21 protein-coding genes are annotated in these 22949 nt (G+C 74.3%); 10 read left to right on the plus strand and 11 right to left on the minus strand.

Going from position 1 to position 22949, the window contains the following annotated elements; genetic code table 11:
* The 4 genes from ACWDYF_RS03195 (at window position 1) to ACWDYF_RS03210 (ending at window position 4535) form a co-directional block, all read left to right on the plus strand.
* Window positions 1-1950, plus strand: coding sequence for a fumarate reductase/succinate dehydrogenase flavoprotein subunit (locus tag ACWDYF_RS03195; RefSeq protein ID WP_389463820.1), 1950 nt, complete (start codon window positions 1-3; stop codon window positions 1948-1950).
* Entirely contained in the window at window positions 1947-2696 is a 750-nt protein-coding gene (locus tag ACWDYF_RS03200; protein ID WP_064536565.1) for a succinate dehydrogenase/fumarate reductase iron-sulfur subunit, read from the plus strand. Before ACWDYF_RS03195 ends, ACWDYF_RS03200 begins: the two co-directional genes overlap by 4 nt.
* A 241-nt stretch (window positions 2697-2937) precedes the next feature.
* Entirely contained in the window at window positions 2938-3717 is a 780-nt protein-coding gene (locus ACWDYF_RS03205) for a GNAT family N-acetyltransferase (protein ID WP_389463823.1), read from the plus strand.
* Complete coding sequence (locus tag ACWDYF_RS03210) at window positions 3714-4535, plus strand: lysophospholipid acyltransferase family protein (RefSeq protein ID WP_389463825.1); 822 nt, start codon at window positions 3714-3716, stop codon at window positions 4533-4535. Before ACWDYF_RS03205 ends, ACWDYF_RS03210 begins: the two co-directional genes overlap by 4 nt.
* A 51-nt stretch (window positions 4536-4586) precedes the next feature.
* On the opposite strand, the gene ACWDYF_RS03215 is transcribed toward ACWDYF_RS03210, so the two are convergent.
* Together ACWDYF_RS03215 and ACWDYF_RS03220 are read right to left on the minus strand one after the other, a co-directional pair.
* Entirely contained in the window at window positions 4587-6383 is a 1797-nt protein-coding gene (locus tag ACWDYF_RS03215) for an NlpC/P60 family protein (RefSeq protein WP_389463827.1), read from the minus strand.
* A 94-nt stretch (window positions 6384-6477) separates the two neighbouring features.
* Window positions 6478-8850: an ATP-binding cassette domain-containing protein gene (locus ACWDYF_RS03220; protein WP_389463829.1), complete on the minus strand. Its 2373-nt coding sequence runs from the start codon at window positions 8848-8850 to the stop codon at window positions 6478-6480.
* 288 nt (window positions 8851-9138) lie between these two features.
* Here ACWDYF_RS03220 and ACWDYF_RS03225 point away from each other — a divergent pair, with 288 nt between their 5' ends.
* Complete coding sequence (locus tag ACWDYF_RS03225) at window positions 9139-10683, plus strand: FMN-binding glutamate synthase family protein (RefSeq protein ID WP_381744116.1); 1545 nt, start codon at window positions 9139-9141, stop codon at window positions 10681-10683.
* Between the two features lie 91 nt (window positions 10684-10774).
* Here the strand turns inward: ACWDYF_RS03225 and ACWDYF_RS03230 are convergent, their stop codons facing one another.
* On the minus strand, window positions 10775-11818 hold the full coding sequence (locus tag ACWDYF_RS03230) for an MsnO8 family LLM class oxidoreductase (protein WP_389463831.1): 1044 nt from the start codon (window positions 11816-11818) through the stop codon (window positions 10775-10777).
* 63 nt (window positions 11819-11881) lie between these two features.
* Complete coding sequence (locus ACWDYF_RS03235; RefSeq protein WP_018568100.1) at window positions 11882-12115, minus strand: hypothetical protein; 234 nt, start codon at window positions 12113-12115, stop codon at window positions 11882-11884.
* Between the two features lie 71 nt (window positions 12116-12186).
* On the opposite strand from ACWDYF_RS03235, the gene ACWDYF_RS03240 reads away from it, so the two are divergent.
* On the plus strand, window positions 12187-12678 hold the full coding sequence (locus tag ACWDYF_RS03240; protein ID WP_389463834.1) for a phosphatase domain-containing protein: 492 nt from the start codon (window positions 12187-12189) through the stop codon (window positions 12676-12678).
* A 40-nt stretch (window positions 12679-12718) separates the two neighbouring features.
* Here ACWDYF_RS03240 and ACWDYF_RS03245 read toward each other — a convergent pair whose 3' ends face one another.
* Entirely contained in the window at window positions 12719-12934 is a 216-nt protein-coding gene (locus ACWDYF_RS03245) for a dodecin (RefSeq protein ID WP_026252576.1), read from the minus strand.
* Window positions 12935-13200: 266 nt separating this feature from the next.
* On the opposite strand from ACWDYF_RS03245, the gene ACWDYF_RS03250 reads away from it, so the two are divergent.
* The gene (locus ACWDYF_RS03250) at window positions 13201-14460 is read left to right on the plus strand and encodes an extracellular solute-binding protein (RefSeq protein ID WP_037890113.1); all 1260 of its coding nucleotides are present in this window, start codon (window positions 13201-13203) and stop codon (window positions 14458-14460) included.
* Between the two features lie 281 nt (window positions 14461-14741).
* Here the strand turns inward: ACWDYF_RS03250 and egtD are convergent, their stop codons facing one another.
* The 4 genes from egtD to egtA are packed head-to-tail and all read right to left on the minus strand — an operon-like array spanning window position 14742 to window position 19172.
* Window positions 14742-15704, minus strand: coding sequence for an L-histidine N(alpha)-methyltransferase (gene egtD / locus ACWDYF_RS03255; RefSeq protein WP_389463837.1), 963 nt, complete (start codon window positions 15702-15704; stop codon window positions 14742-14744).
* Window positions 15701-16510: an ergothioneine biosynthesis protein EgtC gene (gene egtC, locus ACWDYF_RS03260; protein ID WP_389463839.1), complete on the minus strand. Its 810-nt coding sequence runs from the start codon at window positions 16508-16510 to the stop codon at window positions 15701-15703. The genes egtD and egtC overlap by 4 nt, the downstream gene beginning before the upstream one ends.
* The gene (egtB, locus tag ACWDYF_RS03265; protein ID WP_389463841.1) at window positions 16510-17871 is read right to left on the minus strand and encodes an ergothioneine biosynthesis protein EgtB; all 1362 of its coding nucleotides are present in this window, start codon (window positions 17869-17871) and stop codon (window positions 16510-16512) included. The genes egtC and egtB overlap by 1 nt, the downstream gene beginning before the upstream one ends.
* Window positions 17868-19172 carry an ergothioneine biosynthesis glutamate--cysteine ligase EgtA gene (egtA, locus tag ACWDYF_RS03270; protein WP_381744122.1) on the minus strand — a complete coding sequence of 435 codons (1305 nt, stop codon included), beginning with the start codon at window positions 19170-19172 and terminating at the stop codon, window positions 17868-17870. The genes egtB and egtA overlap by 4 nt, the downstream gene beginning before the upstream one ends.
* Before the next feature lie 368 nt (window positions 19173-19540).
* Here egtA and ACWDYF_RS03275 point away from each other — a divergent pair, with 368 nt between their 5' ends.
* Window positions 19541-20347, plus strand: a complete 807-nt coding sequence (locus ACWDYF_RS03275; protein WP_389463844.1) for a TIGR02452 family protein — start codon at window positions 19541-19543, stop codon at window positions 20345-20347.
* Window positions 20348-20397: 50 nt separating this feature from the next.
* Here the strand turns inward: ACWDYF_RS03275 and ACWDYF_RS03280 are convergent, their stop codons facing one another.
* Window positions 20398-20871, minus strand: coding sequence for a type II toxin-antitoxin system PemK/MazF family toxin (locus ACWDYF_RS03280; RefSeq protein WP_381744124.1), 474 nt, complete (start codon window positions 20869-20871; stop codon window positions 20398-20400).
* A gap of 157 nt (window positions 20872-21028) precedes the next feature.
* Window positions 21029-21445 carry a cupin domain-containing protein gene (locus ACWDYF_RS03285; protein WP_381744125.1) on the minus strand — a complete coding sequence of 139 codons (417 nt, stop codon included), beginning with the start codon at window positions 21443-21445 and terminating at the stop codon, window positions 21029-21031.
* An 87-nt stretch (window positions 21446-21532) separates the two neighbouring features.
* Here ACWDYF_RS03285 and ACWDYF_RS03290 point away from each other — a divergent pair, with 87 nt between their 5' ends.
* Both ACWDYF_RS03290 and ACWDYF_RS03295 read left to right on the plus strand, forming a co-directional pair.
* Entirely contained in the window at window positions 21533-22309 is a 777-nt protein-coding gene (locus tag ACWDYF_RS03290; protein WP_389463847.1) for a helix-turn-helix transcriptional regulator, read from the plus strand.
* Window positions 22310-22488: 179 nt separating this feature from the next.
* Complete coding sequence (locus ACWDYF_RS03295; RefSeq protein WP_389463849.1) at window positions 22489-22926, plus strand: hypothetical protein; 438 nt, start codon at window positions 22489-22491, stop codon at window positions 22924-22926.
* The last annotated feature ends 23 nt before the right edge of the window (window positions 22927-22949 follow it).

Consider the following 22949-nt stretch of genomic DNA (forward strand, 5'->3'; position numbering starts at 1 on the left):
ATGACCGCCTACGCCGACTACACGACCGGGGAACCGGTCGCCGACACCAAGGCCCCCTCCGGGCCGGTCGAACAGCGCTGGGACACCCGGCGCTTCGAGGCCAAGCTGGTCAACCCGGCCAACCGGCGCGGACAGACGGTCATCGTCGTCGGCACCGGCCTCGCGGGCGGCTCGGCCGGGGCCACCCTCGCCGAACAGGGCTACCGCGTCGTCCAGTTCTGCTACCAGGACTCCCCGCGCCGGGCCCACTCCATCGCCGCGCAGGGCGGCATCAACGCCGCGAAGAACTACCGCAACGACGGCGACTCGGTGCACCGCCTGTTCTACGACACCGTCAAGGGCGGCGACTTCCGCTCCCGCGAGTCCAACGTGCACCGGCTCGCCCAGATCTCCGTCGAGATCATCGACCAGTGCGTGGCCCAGGGCGTCCCCTTCGCCCGCGAGTACGGCGGCCTGCTCGACACCCGCTCCTTCGGCGGCGTCCAGGTCTCCCGCACCTTCTACGCCCGCGGCCAGACCGGGCAGCAGCTGCTGCTCGGCGCCTACCAGGCGCTGTCGCGGCAGATCGCCGCCGGGAACATCGAGATGCACCCGCGCACCGAGATGCTGGACCTGATCGTCGTCGACGGCCGCGCCCGCGGCATCGTGGCCCGCGACCTGATCACGGGGAAGACCGGCACCTACTTCGCGGACGCCGTCGTCCTCGCCACCGGCGGCTACGGCAACGTCTTCTACCTGTCGACCAACGCCATGAACTCCAACGCGACCGCGATCTGGCGGGCGCACCGGCGCGGCGCCTACTTCGCCAACCCCTGCTTCACCCAGATCCACCCCACCTGCATCCCGCGCACCGGCGACCACCAGTCCAAGCTGACCCTGATGAGCGAGTCGCTGCGCAACGACGGCCGCATCTGGGTGCCGAAGGCCAAGGGCGACGACCGCCCGCCGAACGAGATCCCCGAGGACGAGCGCGACTACTACCTGGAGCGCATCTACCCCTCCTTCGGCAACCTCGTGCCCCGCGACATCGCCTCCCGCGCCGCCAAGAACGTCTGCGACGAGGGCAGGGGAGTGGGCCCCGGCGGACAGGGCGTCTACCTCGACTTCGCCGACGCCGTCCGGCGCATGGGCCGCGGCAGCGTGGAGGAGAAGTACGGCAACCTCTTCGACATGTACGAGCGGATCACCGCGGAGAACCCGTACGAGGTGCCGATGCGGATCTACCCCGCCGTGCACTACACGATGGGCGGCCTGTGGGTCGACTACGACCTCCAGACCACCGTCCCCGGCCTGTTCGCGATCGGCGAGGCCAACTTCTCCGACCACGGCGCCAACCGCCTCGGCGCCTCCGCGCTGATGCAGGGCCTGGCCGACGGCTACTTCGTGCTGCCGGCCACCATCAACGACTACCTGGCCCGCCATCCGCACCAGGACCCGGTCACCGACGACCACCCCGTCGTCCAGGAGGTGCTGGCCGAGACCGAGGACCGGCTCCACCTGCTCCTCGCCGTCGACGGCGACCGCACCCCCGACTCCTTCCACCGCGAACTCGGCGAACTCATGTGGGAGCTGTGCGGCATGGCCCGCACCGACGCCGGGCTGCGCAAGGCACTGGAGCGCATCCCGCAGATCCGCGACGAGTTCTGGCGGCGCATCAAGGTGCCCGGCACCGGCGAGGAGTTCAACCAGTCCCTGGAGAAGGCCAACCGCATCGTCGACTACCTGGAACTGGCCGAGCTGATGTGCCTCGACGCCCTGCACCGCGCCGAGTCCTGCGGCGGCCACTTCCGCGAGGAGTCCCAGACCCCCGACGGCGAGGCCGCCCGCCGGGACGAGGAGTTCGGCTACGCGGCGGCCTGGGAGTTCACCAACACCGGCGAGGCGCCCGTCCTGCACAGGGAAGACCTGGTCTTCGAGTACGTCCACCCCACCCAGCGGAGCTACGCATGAAGCTCACCCTGCGCGTCTGGCGGCAGCGGAACGCCGCCGCCGAGGGCGCCATGTCTACCTACGAGCTGGACGACGTCTCGTCCGACATGTCCTTCCTGGAGATGCTGGACATCCTCAACGAACAGCTCATCCTCGCCGGTGAGGACCCCGTCGCCTTCGACCACGACTGCCGCGAGGGCATCTGCGGCGCGTGCAGCCTCGTCATCAACGGTGACGCGCACGGCCCCGAGCGCACCACCGCCTGCCAGCTGCACATGCGCTCCTTCCGCGACGGCGACACCATCGACGTGGAACCCTGGCGGGCCGCCGCCTTCCCGGTGGTCAAGGACCTGGTGGTGGACCGCTCGGCCTTCGACCGGATCATCCAGGCCGGCGGCTACATCACCGCCCCCACCGGCGCCGCCCCCGAGGCCCACGCCACACCCGTACCGAAGCCGGACGCCGACTTCGCCTTCGAGCACGCCGAGTGCATCGGCTGCGGCGCCTGCGTGGCCGCCTGCCCCAACGGCGCGGCGATGCTGTTCACCTCCGCCAAGGTCAACCACCTCAACGTGCTGCCGCAGGGCGCCCCCGAACGCGAGAGCCGGGTCCTGGACATGGTCGCGCAGATGGACGAGGAGGGCTTCGGCGGCTGCACCCTCACCGGCGAGTGCGCCACCGCCTGCCCCAAGGGCATCCCCCTGGTCTCGATCACCAGCATGAACAAGGAGTGGCTGCGGGCCACCCGCAGGGCGGGCAAGCGGTAGGCCGCCCACAAGACGTTCGCCGAGGGGGCGGACGGACGGGGCCGGGAGTGGTGCTCATCCCCGGCCCCGCCTCGCACCCGGGCATTCAACAACCGCACACCCCCTCTCCTGGCACCGGTCACGCACCGGACAGCCGGCACCGGAAGAACAGGAACGACGGACCGCACCGCCGGTCCGCGAGCGCCCTTCCCGCTTCCCTGTCCGTACCGGCCCGTGATCCGCCCGTGACCAGGAGAGAGCCATGTCCGGTGGTACCGCACTCGCACGGCCCCCGCAGTCCTCGGCACCCGCCCGCTACACCGTCTCCCTCGCCCGCGACGAGACCGATGTGCGCGCCGCGCAGCGGCTGCGGCACGACGTCTTCGCCAACGAGATGGGCGCCCTGCTCGCCACCCCCGAACCGGGGCACGACATCGACGCCTTCGACGCCTACTGCGACCACCTCCTGGTGCGCGACACCGCGACCGGGCAGGTCGTCGGCACCTACCGGCTGCTGCCGCCCGAGCGGGCCGCCGTCGCCGGACGCCTCTACTCCGAGGGCGAGTTCGACCTCACGGCCCTCGACCCGATCCGCCCCTCGCTCGTCGAGGTGGGCCGCTCCTGCGTCCACCCCGACCACCGCGACGGCACCGTGATCGGCCTCATCTGGGCGGGCATAGCCCGCTACATGGTCGACCACGGCCAGGAGTGGCTCGCCGGCTGCTGCTCGCTGCCGCTCGCCGACGGCGGCGCGCAGGCGGCCCGCACCTGGGAGCGGGTGCGCGCCAAGCACCTGGCACCGGCCGAGTACCGGGTGCGCCCGCTGCTGCCCTGGCTGCCCGCGAACGCCGCCCCGGCGCCCGCCCGCGCCGAACTGCCCGCCCTGCTGCGCGGCTACCTCCGTCTGGGCGCCTGGGTGTGCGGCGAACCCGCCCACGACCCCGACTTCGGCGTCGCCGACCTGTATGTGCTGCTGTCCATGCGCCGCGTCGACCCACGCTATCTGCGGCACTTCCTCTCCCTCGCCCCGGCCGTCCGGTGAGCGCCTGGCTGCCGGCCGCGCCCTGCACCCCGGGCGCCTGCCTGAGCGGGGCCGCCCCGGCGGTCCGCGCCCCGCTGGCCGTGCTGCGGCTCACCGCGCTGGCGGCGCTGCTGCTGGCCGGGATCGCGCTGTCCCCGCTCGGCCCGCGCCTGCCCGCGCGCTGGATCCGGCGCTGGTGCCGGGCGCTCGTCCGGGCCGCCGGGGTCCGCGTCGAGATCAGCGGGGCGGCCGCGCCCACCGGCGGGCTGCTGCTGGTGGCCAACCACGTCTCCTGGCTCGACGTGCCGCTGCTGGCCGCGGTGCGCCCGGCCAGGATGCTCGCCAAACGGGAGATCCGCCGGTGGCCGCTGGCCGGCCGGCTCGCGGCCCGCGGCGGCGCCCTGTTCATCGAACGGGACCGGCTGCGCGCCCTGCCCGGCACGGTCGGCCGGATCGCGGACGCGCTGCGCGCGGGCACCGCCGTCGCCGCCTTCCCCGAGGGCAGCACCTGGTGCGGCCGGGAGCAGGGCCGCTTCCACCGGGCCGTCTTCCAGGCCGCCCTGGACGCCGGGGCGGCGGTCCAGCCGGTCCGGATCGACTACCGGGCGAGCGGGGGAGCGGCCGGTACCGCCGCCGCCTTCGTCGGCGACGACAGCCTGCTCGCGTCGCTGTGGCGGGTCGCCTCGGCCCGCGGCCTGAGCGCCCGCGTCGACGTGCGGCCCGCCCTGCCGCCGGGCACCCACCGCGACCGCCGCGCTCTGGCCGACGCCGCCCAGCACGGCGGCGGGTGCGGCGGCCCGGCCCGGCCGCTGCCCGCGCCCGCCGCCGTGCGCGTGTAGCACCGCCGGGGCCCGGGGCCGCCGGAGCCCCGGCCGGTGCGCCGCACGGGGTCAGATCCGGCGCACGGTGTGCAGCGACGTGGCGTAGGTGCCCGTGCCGTCCAGCAGCGAGGCGCCGCCGAGGTCGGACATGGTGGGCCCGTTCACCGTCTTGCGGCTGGACAGGAAGCGGCGCCTGCCGGTGGCGTCCGTGCCCAGGTGGATGCCCACGTGGTCGACCGTCACGATCTGCCGGTCGGGGTCGTCGTCGCCCGAGTCGGCGTCGAACAGCACCAGGTCGCCGGGCTGGAGCCGGTCCGCCGCCGGTGGCGCGGTGCCGTCGGTGCGGTCGACGAGCACACCGGGCGTGTGGTCGGCCATGTCGCGGGACGTGCGCGGTATCCGCTCCCCGGAGGTGTCCGCGCCCGCGGCCATCGGTACGCCCATGTGGTGGCCGTAGACCATGCGCGTGTAGCCCGAGCAGTCCAGATTTCCAACCTGCTTGCTCGACGGGCCGGTGTGGGCGCCGTCGGGGAAGGTCCAGCCGATGCCCATGTACTCGTGGAAGTCGGCGCCCTCGTAGCGGTAGCCGTGCGGGTCGAGATAGCCGTAACCGGCCTCGCCCAGCACCTGCCTGCCCTGCGCCGGGCCGTCCCCGGCGGTGACCGCGGGCGCCCCGGCGAGGAACATCGCGGCGTGGGCGAGCACGTCGGGCGCGGTGGATCCGGCCCAGCCGCGCACGGTCCGCTCCAGCTCCGCCGTCCAGGTGCCGTCGAAGGGCTCGGGCAGCACCCGCACCCAGTCGCCGTGGGTGACGCTCGGCGGGGCGGCCCAGTTCGCCGCGTCCACCTGGAAGCGGCTCACCAGCAGCCCGACCGGGAGGTTGGTGCAGCCCTTGTCGGCGAGGGCGCGCAGCCCCACCCGGCCCTTGCCGAACGTCCCGTCGGTGACGTCCACGGCCCACGCGGACGGCTCCGCCGTGTCGTCGCGCCACGCCTTGGCCCTGATCCGTGTGCCCTCGCGGCGCACCCGGATCGTCCAGTCGGCGCCGACGGGGGCGGCGGTGGCCAGCGCGACGGGGGAGGCGAGCTGGGTGACCGTGTCGGCGACCTCCTTCTCCACCCGCAGTTGCACCGCGCCCGTGGTGAGGAAGGACAGCCGGGCCCGGTAGTTGTTGTGGGTGTCCTGGTAGCCGAAGGACAGCGCGTACGAACAGGCCGCGCCGGTGGGCGCCTTGTCGAAGCGGGCCACGGAGCGCACGTCGACGTCGGTGATCTCGTCGTCGCGCAGGCTGGCGTGGCGGCTGGCGTAGTCGGTGGTCAGCGCGATCACGCCGGTGCCGGGCCGCACCGAGTAGTCCGTGGCGGCGGGGCCGAGCGTGGACCAGCTGCCGCCGCCCGGCGAGGTCCCCCAGTACTTGCGCTGCGCGGCCGGCAGCGTGGTGTCCGGCAGGGTGCGGCCGAAGTCGTCCGTGAAGGGCCGCTTGTTCTCCGTGAACGTCCTGCGCGGGCCCGCCACCAGGACGGTCCGGGCGCCGTGGGTGAGCAGCGCGACCCGGCCGCCGCCCGAGGTGACCTCGGTGCGGGCCGGGGTGCCGGAGAGCACCGTGGCGGTGAGCGGCGCGGTCAGGGCGACCTGGCTGAAGTAGGAGGCGTCCAGGGGCGGCAGGGTCACCGCGGAGCGGGCGGCGCCCGGTCCGGGCAGCGGATCCACGGCGGCAGCGGACGCGGCGGCACCGGCGGCCGGGGCACCCGCGCCGCCGGTCGTGGTCGTGGCGCGTGCCGGGGCGGCGGTCGCGGTGCCGAGCGGGACGGCCGCGGCGGAGGCGGCGATCGCGGCGAGCAGGCCGCGACGGGACGTGTGTGTCATGCACACCATGATCCCGTACGGTCCCGCCGCCGGCCCCGCCGCGCCGGGCTCCTCGGGCGACGCACCGCACCGGCAGGCCCGTTGACCGGGACGCTCAGTCCCGCGCGCCGTCCTCCTCCGTGCCGCCGGGCCGGGCACGTTCGAGGGCGCGGGCCAGATACGGCGCCGTGGCGCTGCCCCGCGCCCGCGCCACCTCCGCCGGGGTCCCCGCCGCCACGATCCGGCCGCCCGCGTCCCCGCCGCCGGGGCCCATGTCCACCACATGGTCGGCGTCCGCGACGACGGACATGTCGTGCTCGACGACGACCACCGTGTGCCCGGCGTCGACCAGACCGTGCAACTGCCGCATCAGGACCTCGACATCGGCCGGGTGCAGCCCCGTCGTCGGCTCGTCCAGGAGGTAGAGGGTGTGGCCCCGGCGGCCGCGCTGGAGTTCGCTCGCGAGCTTGATGCGCTGGGCCTCGCCGCCCGACAGCTCGGTGGCGGGCTGGCCCAGGCGCAGATACCCGAGCCCCACGTCGAGCAGCGTGTCCAGGCTGCGCGCGGCGGCCGGGACGTCGGCGAAGAACTCCGCCGCGCTCTCCACCGTCAGGTCCAGCACCTCGGCGATGCTGCGCCCCCGGTACGTCACGCGCAGCGTCCCGGGGTTGTAGCGGGCGCCGCCGCAGTCCGGGCACGGGGCGTACGTACTGGGCAGGAAGAGCAGTTCCACGCTCACGAACCCCTCGCCCTGGCAGGTCTCGCACCGGCCCCCGGCCACGTTGAACGAGAACCGGCCCACGCCGTACCCGAGTCCGCGTGCCGCGTCGGTGTCCGCGAACACCTTGCGCACCACGTCGAACAGCCCGGTGTAGGTGGCCAGGTTGGAGCGCGGGGTGCGCCCGATCGGCCGCTGGTCCACCGACACCAGCCGCCCCACGCCCGGCAGTTCCTCGGTGATCTCGCCGATCAGCGTGGACTTGCCGGACCCGGACACCCCGGTGACCGCGGTGAAGACGCCCAGCGGGAATCGGGCCGTCACCCCGCGCAGGTTGTGCCGGGTGACCGGGCCGACCGTCACCTCCCCGCGCGGCCGCCGCGCCGGACGCTCGGGCGCGGCGGCGCGGCCGAACAGAAACCGCGCCGTGGCCGACCCGGGCACCCGCGCCAGCGCCTCCACCGGCCCGCTGTGCAGCACCCGGCCCCCGTGCTCCCCGGCCAGCGGGCCGACGTCCACCACCCAGTCCGCCGCGCGCACCACGTCCATGTGGTGCTCCACCACGAACAGGGAGTTCCCCGCGTCCCTGAGCCGCCGCAACACCGTGAGCAGGGCCTCGGTGTCCGCCGGGTGCAGCCCGGCCGACGGCTCGTCCAGGACGTACACCACCCCGAACAGTCCGGACCGCAACTGCGTGGCCAGCCGCAGGCGCTGGAGTTCGCCCGTCGACAGGGTGGGCGTGGACCGGTCCAGGGAGAGGTAGCCGAGGCCCAGTTCGACGATCGGCGCGATCCGCGCGCGCAGGTCGCCGGTCAGGACCCGGGCGGCCTCGGTGGCCCCGTCGGGCAGGCCGGCCAGCTCGGTCAGCGGCAGCGCAGCCAGTTCGGCGATGGTACGGCCCGCGACGGTGACGGCCAGCGCCTCGGGGCGCAGCCTGCCCCCGCCGCACAGCGGGCAGGGCGCGGAGGCCAGGAACCGTTCGGCCTTCGCGCGCAGCGCCGGGCTCTTCGACTCGGCGAACGTCTTCATCACATACCGGCGGGCGCTCATGTACGTGCCCTGATAAGGCCGTTGGATGCGGTCCGCTTCCCGCACCGGGTGCACCGTCACCACCGGCTGCTCGTCCGTGAACAGGATCCACGCGCGCCGCTCGGCGGGCAGTTCACGCCAGGGCAGGTCCACGTCGACGCCGAGCGCGGCGAGGATGTCCCGCAGGTTCTTGCCCTGCCAGGCACCCGGCCACGCGGCGATCGCGCCCTCGCGCACCGAGAGCGAGGGGTCGGGGACGAGCAGTTCCTCGGTCGTCCGGTGCACCCGCCCGAGGCCGTGGCACTCCGGGCAGGCCCCGGCCGCCGTGTTCGGCGAGAAGGCGTCCGAGTCGAGGCGCTCGGCGCCCGGCGGGTAGTCACCGGCCCGGGAGAACAGCATCCGCAGCGAGTTGGACAGATTCGTCAGGGTGCCCACCGAGGACCGCGAGGTCGGCGCCGCCCGCCGCTGCTGGAGCGAGACGGCCGGCGGCAGCCCGCTGATGTCCCCGACCTTCGGCGCCCCCACCTGGTGGATCAGCCGGCGCGCGTACGGCGCCACCGACTCGAAGTAGCGCCGCTGCGCCTCCGCGTAGACCGTCCCGAACGCCAGCGACGACTTCCCCGAGCCCGACACCCCCGTGAACACGGCCAGCGCGTCCCGCGGCACATCGACGTCGACCCCGCGGAGATTGTGCTCGCGGGCCCCGCGGACACGGACGTACTGGTCGTGAGGGGTCGGCATGGCACGGCTCCAGACAGAGAGGGACGACAGCGGGCAAACCACAGGATCCTACGCAAACGCCCCAGAGCCGCCCCATCGGGCGTCGGTCCTGTCGGCGCACCGCCGTCACCAGGGCGAACGTCCGGACCGCGGCCCTGGCCGCAGGCCCGTCCGTGCGGACCTCTAATATCATTTCGCGTTCTCCGACGGACGCCGACGCCCACCTCGTCGTGCCCGCCGTGCGACGCCCGACACGACACGACGACGCCCGTCGCCCGGCGACGGAGTCGAGCACCGAGAGGAACGTCCATGCGCGCCCGGACCATCGTCGCGGCCACCGCGACGGCACTGGCGGCGGTCGCCGCCCGTGACCTCGTCCAGAAGAAGCACGCACTGCTCCGCAACTTCCCGGTGGTCGGCCACGCCCGGTACCTGCTGGAGACGATCGGGCCGGAGCTGCGGCAGTACATCGTGACCTCCAACGACGAGGAGCGCCCCTTCAGCCGCGACCAGCGCACCTGGATCTACGCGTCGTCGAAGGAGGAGAACAACTACTTCGGGTTCGGCACCGACAACGACGTGGAACACATGCAGGGCCACGCGTACCTGAAGCAGCGCACGTTCGCCGGGCCGCTGCCCGACCTGCACGACCCGCAGTCGGCGCTGCCCTCGGCCAAGGTGCTGGGCGGCCCGCGCGGGCGCGCCGGGGCGTTCCGGCCTGCGAGCGTGGTGAACATCTCGGCGATGAGCTTCGGCTCGCTCTCCGGCGCGGCGATCACGGCGCTGAACGAAGGGGCGGCGCTCGCGGGCGCGATGCACAACACGGGCGAGGGCGGCCTGTCGCCGTACCACCGCAGGGGCGGCGATCTCGTCCTCCAGATCGGCACCGCCTACTTCGGCTGCCGCGACGAGGACGGCACCTTCAACCTCGACAAGCTCAAGCAGGTGGTCGCGAGCGCCCCGGTCAAGGCCATCGAGATCAAGCTCTCCCAGGGCGCCAAGCCCGGTCTCGGCGGGATGCTGCCGGGCGCGAAGGTGACCCCGGAGATCGCCGAGATCCGCGGCATCCCGGTCGGCAAGGACTGCGCCTCCCCGTCGCGGCACACCGCCTTCGGCGATGTCGACTCGATGCTCGACTTCGTCGAACTGATCGCCGCCGAGACCGGACTGCCGGTCGGCGTCAAGAGCGCGGTGGGCGAACTGGGCTTCTGGGAGGAACTGGCCGCGCTGATGGCGCGCGGTGACCGCGGTGTCGACTTCGTGACCGTCGACGGCGGCGAGGGCGGCACCGGCGCGGCGCCGCTGACCTTCGCCGACTCGGTGTCGCTGCCGTTCCGCATGGGCTTCTCCCGGGTCTACGGCACCTTCGCGGAGCAGGGACTGACCGACGACCTGACCTTCATCGGGTCCGGCAAACTCGGCCTGCCCGAGAACGCCGCGGTCGCCTTCGCCCTGGGCGTCGACATGGTCAACGTGGCCCGTGAGGCGATGCTGTCGATCGGCTGCATCCAGGCGCAGAAGTGCCACACCGACAAGTGCCCCACCGGCATCGCCACCCAGAACCCGTGGCTGGCCCGCGGCATCGACCCGGCCTCGAAGGCCAACCGGGCCGGTGTCTACCTGCGCCAGCTGCGCAAGGAGCTGATGAAGCTCTCGTCGGCGGTCGGCGTCGCCCACCCGGCACTCATCACCCCCGGCGACATCGAGATCCTGAACGGCGACTACGAGGCCCGCACGCTGGCCGGTGTCTACGGCTACAAGGACGGCTGGGGCGAGCTGGGCCCGCGTCTCGCCGACGAGATCACTGCACTGCTGGCCGCCGGTCCGGCCGCCGCGCAGGAGCCGATCATCTGACGGACCGTCAGGCGGCCGCGTCTCATCGGGGGGTGGCGGCTCGTCAGGGGGTGACGGACCCGGACCGTCAGGGAGTGGCGGACCCGGGCCGTCAGGTGGTGGCGGACCGGGCTCCGGGCCGCGCCGCCGCCCCGTCGCGGCCGGTGAAGACCTCCGCGAGCCGCCGGTAGGAGCCGACCAGCGCCGTCCGGTCGTACGAGCTGGTGGTGACCAGTACCTCCTGGGCGGCCGTCTCCCGCAGCACCGTCTCCAGCGCGTCCGCGACCTGGTCGGCGGTCCCGGCGAGCTGGCCGGACAGACCGGACTCGTAGAGGCCGCGCTCCTTGGCGGTCATCGGCAGGGCCTCGACGTGCTCGGCCGGTGCCAGCGGCGGGAAGGTGCCGCGGGTGCGGGCGTGGGCCATGGCCCACGCCTCGGGCACCAGCAGCCTGCGGGCCTCCGCCTCGGTGCCGGCCACCGCGACCGTGCCCGAGATCACGACGTACGGCTCGGCCGCCCACGCCGAGGGGCGGAACGCCGACCGGTAGCGCTCGACACCGCGCAGCATCTTCTCCCGGTCGCGCAGATCCCCGACGACCATGGGCAGGCCCGCGCGGGCGGCGATCACCGCGCCCTCGCCCATGGCCAGCACGAACGGCGGCACCCGCAGCCCCTCGGCGGGCCGGGCGTGCGCCCCGGTCCCGGAGGTGCCCTCGAACCAGCCGAGCAGCTCGGCGAGCTGCGCCGCGAAGTCCTCCGCGTCGCCCTTGCCGTGGCCCAGGGCGCGGCGTACGCCGTCGGTGAAGCCCACCGAGCGGCCCAGGCCCATGTCGATGCGCCCGGGGAACAGCGACTCCAGCACCCCGAACTGCTCGGCCACGACCAGCGGGCGGTGGTTGGGCAGCATCACCCCGCCCGTGCCCACGCGGACGGTGCGCGTCGCGGCGGCCACGGCGGCGGCCAGCACGGTCGGCGCCGACCCGGCGACCCCGGGCACGCCGTGGTGCTCCGACACCCAGAACCGGTGGTAGCCGAGCCGTTCCGCCTCCTGGGCCAGGGAGACGGTGTCCCGCAGCGCCTCGGCGGCCGGGCGGCCCTCGCGGGTACGGGAGCGGTCGAGGACGGAGAAGCGGGTGGACGCGATCAGAGAACTCACATCGCTTTCAACGCGCCGGCGCGCCCGGGATTCCCGCTCGCGCGCCGCGTCCCGGATCCCCGCTCAGCCGGACCCGCCGCCGGGCTCCGGGCCCCAGTACTCCGGTCCGACCCCGCGCCACTCGATGAGCGGGGAGACCGTCACCTCCACGGGGTCGACGTCGAGTCCGGCGCGGCGCAGGAACTCGGCGACGTCCGCGGTGTCGTAGGCGAGACCGAGGATCTCGCCGTTCACACGGACCCGGCGGCCGCCGGTGGGGGAGGGCGGGTACACGGTGACGGGCAGCGCTCCGGGCATGTACCCAGCATCGGACGCGGTGCCGCACCCCGCATCCGGACGGCTGTGCCCGGTCCGTCTAGGGTGGACGCGTGACGGACAGCAGCAAGCGGCCCCTCGCGGTGTTCGACCTGGACAACACCCTCGCCGACACGGCGCACCGGCAGCGCTTCCTGGAGCGCGGGCCGCGCGACTGGGACGCGTTCTTCGCCGCCGCGCCCCAGGACCCGCCGCTCGCCGAGGGGGTGCGGCTGGCCCGCGACAGCGCACGGGAGTGCGAGGTCGTCTACCTCACCGGGCGGCCCGAGCGGTGCCGCCGGGACACCCTCGACTGGCTGGAGGCGCACGGACTGCCGGCCGGGCGGGTCCACATGCGGCGCGACGCCGACCGCAGGCCCGCCCGCACCACCAAGCTGGAGGTCCTGCGCCGGCTCGCCCGCGACCGGGAGATCCGGGTGCTCGTGGACGACGACGAGCTGGTGTGCCTGGACGCCGAACGGGCGGGGTTCCCGGTGGTGCGCGCCCGCTGGACGGCCCCCTCGGCCGACCTGGCGGACGCGCAGGAGCGGGAGGGGCGCACCTGAGACCCGGCGGCCCGTCGCACGCGGCCGGGGGGAGCTCTCCTCAGCCGGCGTCCTCGATGCGGAAACCGAGCTTCAGGCCCACCTGGTAGTGCTCGATCCGCCCGTTCTCGATCTGGCCCCTGACCTGCGTCACCTCGAACCAGTCCAGGTTGCGCACGGTCTGCGAGGCGCGGGCGACGGCGTTGCGGACGGCGTCGTCGACGCCCTGGTGGGAACTGCCGACGATCTCGGTGACCCGGTACACATGGTCGCTCATGGCGGGGTTGCTCCTCTCGCGGGCGGCGCCGACGGCGCCGGACGACGGGGACGTCGCGGTGGGTGACACCTCGTGAGGCATGTGTCACCCGTCACTCCACGGTGCCGCATACGGGGCTCACGCGCGAGATGTGCGGATTGTGACCGGACGGGCACTTGACCTCCGTATTGGTCCATACCAAAATCCCAGCACGCCCCGTACGAGCCCGCTGCTCGACCCCCACATCGGGACCTTCCCTGTGCACCTGACAGAACTGGAACCCGCTCGTGAGACGTCGACTCCTCGCCCTCGTCTGTGTGTCCGCCGCGCTGGTCAGCGCCTGCGGACCACTGTCCGGCGGTACGGGCGGACGGCAGACCGTCACCGTCTGGCTCATGAAGGACAGCGCCTCGCAGGACTTCCTGCACCGCTTCACGGAGGACTTCGAGCACACCCACAAGGACCTCCGCCTCGACATCCGTATCCAGGAATGGACCGGCATCGGCCCCAAGGTCCAGGAGGCCCTCTCCGGCGGCGGGAAGGACGGACCCGACGTCATCGAGGTCGGCAACACCCAGGTCGCCCAGTACGTCGAGGGCGGCCGGCTGACCAACCTGACACTGGAGTCCATGCGGGACTGGGGCATGCAGGACTGGGTGCCGGGCCTGGCCGAGCCGGGGCAGGACAACTCCGCCCAGTACGGCATCCCCTGGTACGCCGCCAACCGGGTCGTCGTCTACCGCAAGGACCTGTTCGAGGAGGCCGGCATCGACAGCCCGCCGCGCACCCGCGAGGAGTGGCTGAGCGCCACCGAGAAGCTCGACAAGGGCGGCAACCAGGGCATCTACCTGGCCGGTCAGGACTGGTACACGCTCTCCGGCTTCATCTGGGACGAGGGCGGCGAGCTGGCCAAGGAGAACGCCAACCTCTGGCAGGGCGCCCTGGACAGCCGGGCCGCCCTGCGCGGCATGGACTTCTACCGGCGGCTCCAGGCGCTCGGCGACGGCCCGGTCGGCGCCGACGAGGAACACCCGCCGCAGGCCGGTGTGTTCGCCAAGGGCAAGGTGGCGCAGATCGTGGCCGTGCCGGGTGTCGCCCAGGCCATCGTGCAGCAGAACCCCGAGCTCAAGGACAAGCTGGGCTTCTTCCCGGTCCCGGGGAAGTCGGCCGACCGGCCCGGCTCCGTGTTCACCGGCGGCTCCGACCTCATCGTGCCGCGCAACACCGGCGACCGCGACGCCGCCGTCGCGGTCGTCGCCGCCCTCACCGGCGCCAAGTGGGACACCGACCTGGCCCGCACGATGAACTACGTCCCCAACAAGACGACGCTCGCCTCCGCGGTCGCCGGTGAACCGGGTGTCGCGGCCATGGCGGCCGGGGCCGCGCACGGCCGCGCCACCCCCAACACGGCGCAGTGGGCCGCCGTCGAGACCGACAACCCGATCAAGCGGTACATGACCAAGGTGCTCGACGGCGCCGATGCGAAGACCGAGGCACGCCGCGCCTCACAGCGCATCACCGAACAACTGAAGCCGAGCCTGGGCTGACGAGGGCCCCGGCCCGCCCGCCGATCCGCTGACCGGCCCCGGACCGGCGGGCGGACCGCACCCGCCAACGGTCCGGCGGCCGGTCCCGGACGGGTGACCTGACCCGCTCCCGCCGCCGGGAGGCACAGCTGCCCAGCCCGGACCGGCTTCCCGGCCCGGACCGGCATTCCTGTCGCTCAGGTCGACCGCCTCGCGCGGATCGCGCACCTCCCGGTCCTCCCCGGTCCCTGTCGCCCGGCTTTTCCCCGGCCGGGACGGGGCGTGCGGGCCGGGCGTGGTGCTCAGCGTGCCATGCTCAGCGACAGCGCGAAGCGGTCCTCGTCGTCCGTCCACCACCGGACCAGGTCCAGTCCGGCGGCGGCCAGTTCCGCGGTGACGCCCTCGCGGCGGAACTTGGCGGAGACCTCGGTGCGCAGCTCCTCGCCCGCGGCGAAGTCGACGGCGAGGTCGAGGGCGGGCACCTTCACGGTCTGCGCCGTGCGCGAGCGCAGCCGCATCTCGATCCACTCGTCGTCCGGGTTCCACAGGGCGACGTGGTCGAAGGCGTCCGGGTCGAAGTCGGCGCCCAGTTCGCGGTCGACGACGGCCAGGACGTTCTTGTTGAACGCGGCGGTCACCCCGGCGTCGTCGTCGTACGCCCGTACCAGCACCCGCTCGTCCTTGACCAGGTCCGTGCCGAGCAGCAGCGCGTCGCCGGGGGAGAGCAGGGCGCGTACCCCGGCGAGGAACGCCGCGCGTTCGGCGGGCAGCAGATTGCCGATGGTGCCGCCGAGGAACGCCAGCAGCCTGGGTCCCGGTGCGCCGGGCAGGGTGAGTCCGGCGGTGAAGTCGGCGAGCAGCGCGTGCACGGTCAGGCCGGGGCGTTCGGCGGTGAGCGCCTGCCCGGCCTGGCGCAGCGCGCTCTCGCTCACGTCCACGGGGACGTAACTGTGCAGAGAGGGCAGGGCGTCCAGCAGATGGCGGGTCTTCTCCGAGGAGCCGGAGCCCAGTTCGATCAGGGTGCGGGCGGGCAGCGCGGCGGCGATCTCCGCCGCCCGGCTCGCCAGGATCTCCCGCTCGGCCCGGGTCGGGTAGTACTCGGGGAGCCGGGTGATCTGCTCGAACAGGTCGCTGCCGTGCGCGTCGTAGAACCACTTGGGCGGCAGCGCCTTCGGGTCGCTGGTCAGGCCGTGGCGGACGTCGGCGCGCAGTGCGGCGGCCATGGCGTCCTCGGGCAGGATGCGGGTGAGGTGGAACGGGCTCACGTGCGGGGCTCCTCTGCGGGTGCGGACGCCGGATCCCCGGCGGGATCCTTGCGGCTGAGGTCCTTCAGCGGGGTCAGCAGGACGTCCTGGCGGGTCGCGGTGAGCAGGGTGCGGTCGGGCACCCGGTGCCAGCGCGGATCGTCGTCGTACGGCTCGGAGGCGACCGCCACCGCGCGGCGGCCCTGGTCGGCGAGGAACCACAGGGTGTCGCCCCAGGCGGTCGCCGTGACCGTACGGCCGTCGGTGAGCAGCAGGTTGAGCCGGGAGCCGGGGGCCGCCGCCGCGACCTCCAGCACGGTGTCGGACAGCGCCTGGGGAGCGGTGTCACCGGCCCGCAGCCGGGCCAGCACCAGCGCCCACAGCAGCGCGGAGTCGCTGCGGGCCTGAAGGCTCAGCAGGTCCTCGGCCGGGAGGGTGCGGGCGGTTCCCGCGAGGGAGCCCGGCCAGCCGGTCACGGCGCCGTTGTGGCTGAACAGCCAGCGCTCGGCGGCGAACGGCGCCGCCGCGGCCTCCGCGTCCGCGCCCGCCATGGTCGCGTCCCGCACCGCGGCGAGCAGCGCACCGGAGCGCACCACCCGGGCCAGATCGGCGAAGGACAGGTCGGCCCAGATCGGTCCGGCCCGGCGGTAGCGGGCGGGCACGGGGTCGCCGTCGGCGTACCAGCCGACCCCGAAGCCGTCGGCGTTGACCGTGCCGTACCGCTGCTGCCGGGGCGCCCACGCCTGGCGGTACAGGCTGTGCGGCGGCTCGGTCAGGAGCCGGCCCAGCGGCTCGTCGGGCCCGAGGAAGGCCAGATGGCGGCACATCAGACCGCTCCGGGAGCAGCGGAGCGGGCGGTGCGGAACCCGGCGAAGATCTGCCGCCTGACCGGATAGTCCCAGTTGCGGAAGGTGCCCCGGCAGGCCACCGGGTCCACGGCGAACGAGCCGCCGCGCAGCACCTTGTACTCCGGGCCGAAGAACACCTCCGAGTACTCCTTGTACGGGAACGCGGCGAACCCGGGGTAGGGCAGGAAGTCGCTCGCCGTCCACTCCCACACATCGCCGATGAGCTGCCGTACGCCCAGCGGGGAGGCACCGGCCGGATAGCTGCCCGCCGGGGCCGGACGCAGGTGCCGCTGGCCCAGGTTGGCGTGTTCGGGCGCCGGATCCGCGTCGCCCCACGGGTAGCGGGCCGAGCGGCCGGTCGCCGGGTCGTGCCGGGCGGCCTTCTCCCACTCGGTCTCGGTGGGCAGCCGCCGCCCGGCCCAGCGGGCGTAGGCGTCGGCCTCGTACCAGGACACGTGCAGCACCGGCTCGTCGGGCGGTACGGCCTCGGTGGCGCCGAAGTGCCGCCGCAGCCACTGCCCGGCGTCGCGGCGCCAGAACAGCGGCGCGGTGATGCCGTGCCGCCGGATGTGGTTCCAGCCGTCCGGCGCCCACCAGCGCGGGTCCTCGTACCCGCCGTCGTCGAGGAACGCCCGGTAGGCGGCGTTGGTCACCGGAGTGGTGTCGATCCAGAACGGCGCCACCTCCCGTATGTGCGCGGGCCGTTCGTTGTCCAGCGCCCACGGCTCGGTGGAGGTACCCATGGTGAACGGGCCGCCGGGGACGAGGACTTCGGCGGGGCCGGTGAACAGCGGCACCGGATCGGGGTCCGGAGCGGTCAGCGCCCGCGGGCCCGAGCGGAGCTGATGGGTGATCAGCATTGTCTCGTCGTGCTGCTGTTCATGCTGCGCGACCATGCCGAAGGCGAAGCCCGCTTCGGTCAGCCGGGTGCCGTGCAGCGCGGTGGACTCCAGTACGTCCAGCACCCGGGAGCGCACCTCCGAGGCGTAGGCGCGCGCCTCGGCGGGCGCGAGCAGCGGCAGCGAGGGGCGTTCGGAGCGCGGGTGCTCGAAGGCGTCGTAGAGGCTGTCGATCTCGGGGCGCATCGCCTCCCGGCCGCCGACCGCCCGCAGCAGCCACAGCTCCTCCTGGTTGCCGATGTGCGCGAGGTCCCACACCAGCGGGGACATCAGCGGCGAGTGCTGCGCGGTCAGGTCGGGCTCCTCCACACAGCTGGTCAGCAGCGTGGTGCGGTCCCGGGCGGTGCGCAGGGAGGCCAGCGCACGGGCGCGCAGCGCCTCGCCGTCGGTCTCTGCGCCGGGCGCCGGGCCGGTCGCGGTGTCGAGCGCGGGGTCGGTCATGTGCGGCTGTCCTTCCCGTGGGTGCGGCGGTGCCCACCGGCGTCCGGTCGGTCGAGCAGATCCTCGGCGGGGCAGCGGCCCGCGCGGACGTAGCGGTCCAGGTACGCGGCGACGGCGCCGGTGACATCGGCGGTGGCGCCGAGCCGGGGCAGGGCCGCGAGCGCGGCCTCGAAGCAGGTGACGGCCGCCTCGTGCAGCTCCGGGTCGGCCAGCGCGGTGCGGGCCGCCGTCGTCCAGAGCGGATTGTGCGGCGCGGGCCGGGACCCGGCCCGCTCGGCCAGCGGCTTCACGGCCCGGTACGCGGTCTCCGCGGCCTCCGGGTCGTCGAAGAGCGCCGCCGTCACCGCGAGCGGCACGATCCACCCGTCGTCGCCGGGCTGCGCGTCGATCATGCGCAGCTCCAGATGGCCGCGCGGGCGGACCGGCGGGAACAGCGTGGTCAGGTGGTAGTCGAGATCCTCCCTGGTCGGCGGTCTCGGCAGGCCGGAGCGTATCCAGTCCCGGAAGGTCACGCCCTCGGGCACGTGCCACGGCCCGTCGGAGCGCCGTACGCACATCACCGGCGCGTCCAGGACGTGCCGGGCCCAGGTGGTGCGGGGGGTGCCGTCCAGCGGGGGAGCGCCCGCCCGGTCCGGACCGATCTCGGTCCACAGCAGCTGCCGGGTGGAGAGCCAGCCGGTGGGCCGTCGGCCGACCAGCGGGGAGTTGGCGAAGGCGGCCACCAGGACGGCGCCCAGATGGTGCGCGAGCCACCAGCGCCGCACATGGCCGAGCGGACCCGGTTCCTCGTGGCCCGCGTCCACGCTCACCTGCACGGAGGCGGAGGTGCACATCATGTGCCGGCCGGCCGGGCCGCCCCGGTCCAGGCAGGTCTCCAGGGCGTCGTAGCGCGGCTCGCGCAGGAACCTGCGCGGGGTGTGCCAGGGATCGTGGCCGAGCCCGACCAGGCACAGGCCGTCGTCGGCCAGTACGGCGCGGACGCGGTCGAGGTCGGCGGAGACGGTGCGGACGCACTCCGTCAGGGAGGCGGCGGGCGGTGAGCTGAGTTCCAGCTGTCCGCCGGGCTCGACGGTGAGCGCCGACCCCAGGGGCACGGTCCGCAGGGCGGCGTAGGCCGCTTCGAGACGTTCGGGTGTGACAGGGAGCCGCGGCGCGCGCAGCTCGTGGACGAGCCATTCCACTTCGACGCCGAGGGTGCGGGGCGGTCCGGTCTTGAAGCAGATGCCGGTGACCAGAGCCTCGACCTCGGCCTCGGTGACGGCTGTACGGGGCTCCGTACAGCCACTTGCCGAATCGGACATGTCGGGATCCTCCTGAGATTCCACCATGCCACCGGCCCGGGACGGATGGTCCGGGACGGAGACGCACCGTCCCACCCAAAACCCTGCGACCGATTCGCACAAGGGTGCAGAACGGGACAATCGTGCCCCGGAATCTCCGTTTCCGCGATGTTTCCCACGGCGTCACGCCGCGAGCGCGGCCCGTCGGCGGCGACCGTGCGGCGCTTCGGCGGCCCGGCGCCGGACGGGTGCGCCGGGTGCCCGCCCCCCGGCGTCGCGGCGGCGGAAACTCCGTTGCGCCGCGGTCCCGGCATCGCCCACGATGCGTGCATGAGGGCAACGGGGGGCGCCGCGCCGGGCGCGGTCATGGCGTGCACGGGGGTGACGCCATGAGCGCGCGTCTGCGCGGTGTCGCGCAGCAGACCGAGCAGATCGTCATGGCCGGTTCCTATCGCCGCGCCGACGGGCTCCCGGTCCCGCTGGCGGCGGACATCGAGGCCGCCCGCGCGGGTACCCGGGTGTACGGCCCCGAGCCGGTGCCCGTGCCCGCCCGGACACCCGTCGCGACGACCGTCGAGGTCACGGGCGAGAGCAGCCTGGCCGCCGCCCGGCGCCTCACCGGCCCCGTGGCCGTGCTGAACTTCGCCTCGGCGCGCAATCCCGGCGGCGGCTACCTCAACGGCGCGCAGGCCCAGGAGGAGGCCCTGTGCCGCGCCTCCGCGCTGCACACGTGTCTGCTTCAGGCCAGGGGGTTCTACGAGCACCACCGGATGCACCGGGATCCGTTCTACTCCGACCGGGTGATCCACTCACCGGCCGTGCCCGTCTTCCGCGACGACCGGGGGCGGCTGCTGGACGAGCCGTACACCGCCGGTTTCCTGACCGCGGCGGCGCCGAACGCCGGGGTGGTCCTGCGGGACACGCCCGAGCGCGCGGCCCGGCTGCCGGAGGTCCTGGCCGCCCGCGCCGGACGCGTACTGGAGACCGCCGCCGCGCACGGCTACCGGCGGCTGGTGCTCGGCGCCTGGGGGTGCGGGGTGTTCCGCAACGACCCCGCGCAGGTGGCGGCCGCCTTCCGGGCCCTGCTGGCGCCCGGCGGACGGTTCGCGGACGCCTTCGAGCACGTGGTGTTCGGCGTCCTGGACCGGACACCGGGAACCGTCGTGCGCGCGGCGTTCGTACGGACGTTCGCCTGACCGGGAGGGTCCGCCCCCCCCGCGCGGGACGCGGGACGCCGTCCCCGGGGTCAGCTCCAGCCGTACCGCTCGCGCAGCCGCCGCACCACCGTGTCGAACCGCGCCCGGTCCAGTGCGCACGCCTCCCGCCGCATGCCGTCCTCGTGCAGCCGCAGCACCCGGTCGACGGCGACCCAGGAGTCGCGCCCGGTGCGGTCCCACGGCCCGTTCCCGATCGCCACCCACTCGCGTTCGCCGTCGTGCGCCTTGCTGGACAACTGCACCGCGAGGAGCGTCCCCGCCGCCTCCCGGGCCACCACGAGCACCGGACGGTCCTTGCCCCGCCCGTCGTTCTCCTCGAAGGGGACCCAGGTCCAGACGATCTCCCCGGGGTCGGGGTCGCCGTCGTGCGCGGGCGCGTACTCGGTGCGCACCCGGCCGACCTCGCGCGGGTCGGCCTCCGTGGTGGCGGCGGGGCCGTGGCGGCCGGGGACGTCGTCGCGGGGGCCGCCGGTCTCGTCGGTCTCATGGGTGAAAGCAGTCACGCGGGCACCCTAGTGGGGCCGCGGGACGCGTCCCCCACCGGCCGCCGGAAGGCGCCGCGGACCTCGCGGGCGCGCGCGGCGGACGGCGGTCGAGGAGTTCGGGGGCGGGGAGGCCGAGGAGTTCGGGAAGGTGTCCCTGACGGATCGTCAGGAGCCTTCAGGAGCTGTCCCGGTGCGACCGGATCCGCATCCCGGGACGGCGCCCGTGCACGGTGAGGTAGGCGAGGCCGTCCGGTCCCGCGGCGATGCTGCGCGTGGAGCCGTGCGGCAGCCAGACCGTCGCGCCCTCGGCCAGCGCGAGGGGCTCGTCCCGCGGGCCCGCGCCGAGGGTCCCCGCGCCGGAGACCACGTACACCAGGACGTCCAGGTCCGGTTCGGCGTGCGGGGCGACGCGCCCGCCCGGTGCGAGCCGTACGAGGTTGGCGTCGAGCTGGCGGCCGCTCTCCGCCAGTTTCCACAGCACCCCGGCCGGCACCGGAGGGTCCCCGGCCAGCGTCCGGGCGTCGCACAGGAGGCTCGGCTGCGGCTCCCCGGCTCCGTCCGGACCGGCGTCCCGCGCGGCGGACGACACCATGGCGCACCCCTCTTCCTTGTGTCTGCGGCACATCGCCTACGATTATTCCATGTCGGACTCGTGAAAAATCACCGCAGGTGGAAAGGGGTGACCGGCGTGGCTGCTGCCCAGGGAAACCCGCGGCGGCGTGACGTGCTGGACGTGCTGCGCTCGGCCGCCGGTCCGCTGGGTGTCGCGGAGACCGCCGAGCGGACCGGCGTGCACCCCAACACGGTCCGGTTCCACCTCGACGCACTGGTGGCCGAAGGGCGCGTCGAGCGGCGCACGGAGGAGCCCCGGCGCGCGGGCCGCCGCCCCGGACCCGGCCGCCCCCGCACGGTGTACGCCCCCCGGCCGGGCATGGACCGCGCCGGTGTCCGCGGGTACCACCTGCTGGCCCGGGTGCTGCTCGCCGAGCTGGCCTCCCGCGGCCCCGGCGCCCGGGACGCCGCCGTGCGCACGGGCCGCGCCTGGGGCCGCTCCCTCGCGCAGCCGCCATCGCGGTCGCAGCCGCAGGCCGTTCCCCGGGCGGAATCACTGCCCCTGCCCCTGCCGACGCCGACGCCGTCCGGTCCGTCGCCCACCGCCGCCGAGTCGGCGGACCGGCTGGTCGCGCTGCTCGGTGACCTCGGGTTCGACCCGGTGTCCGAGGGCGGCGGCGGGGACGGACCGCCGCGACGGATCCGGCTGCGGCACTGCCCGTTCCTCGAACTGGCCGAGGAGTACGGGGAATTGGTGTGCCCGCTCCATCTCGGCCTGATGCAGGGCGCGTTGGCGGAGCTGGGCGCGCCGCTCACCGCGAGCGGTCTGGAGCCGTTCGCCACCGCGGAATCCTGCCTGGCCCACCTGGCCGCCGCCCCGGCCGGAGCGGCGGCCGCCGAGTGACGTGTGCCGATGACGTGTGCCGACGACGTGCGTCGAGTGATGTGCGTCGAGTGACGTGCGCCGAATGATGCGAACAGGCCCGGATCCGGACCGGGATCCTGGCGAGAAGAGGCTGTCCGCTCCTGCTCGGGCGGCGAGCCGACCACGGCCCGTGCCCCGGGCGGAAAGGCGACACCTTCATGGACTCCACGTCGGCCGCCACGGCGAGCGCGGTCACCTTCGTCTGGCTCGGCATGGTGCTGGGCATCTCCTTCCTGGAGGCGCCCCTGAAGTTCCGCGCCCCCGGAGTGACGATCCCCGTCGGCCTGGGCATCGGCCGCCTGGTCTTCCGGGCGCTGAACCTGGTGGAGGCCGTCGCGGCGGCCGTGGTGATCGCCGCGGTCGCCGCAGGCGGCGCCCCCGCGCCGGTGATCGCCCTGACCGCGGCCGTCGCGGTGCTCCTCCTGGTGCAACTGCTCCTCGTCCGGCCCCGGTTGAACCGCAGATCCGACCGCGTCCTGTCCGGTGACGAGCCGGTGGACGGCCCGCGCTCGCACGACCACCTGGTCTATGTGGCCCTGGAGATCGTCAAGGTGGCCGTCCTGATCGCCCTGGGGATCACGCTGCTGACGGCGTGAGGGGCGCGGCGCCCGGACGCCTC

It is taken from the genome of Streptomyces sp. NPDC003284, assembly GCF_053589675.1.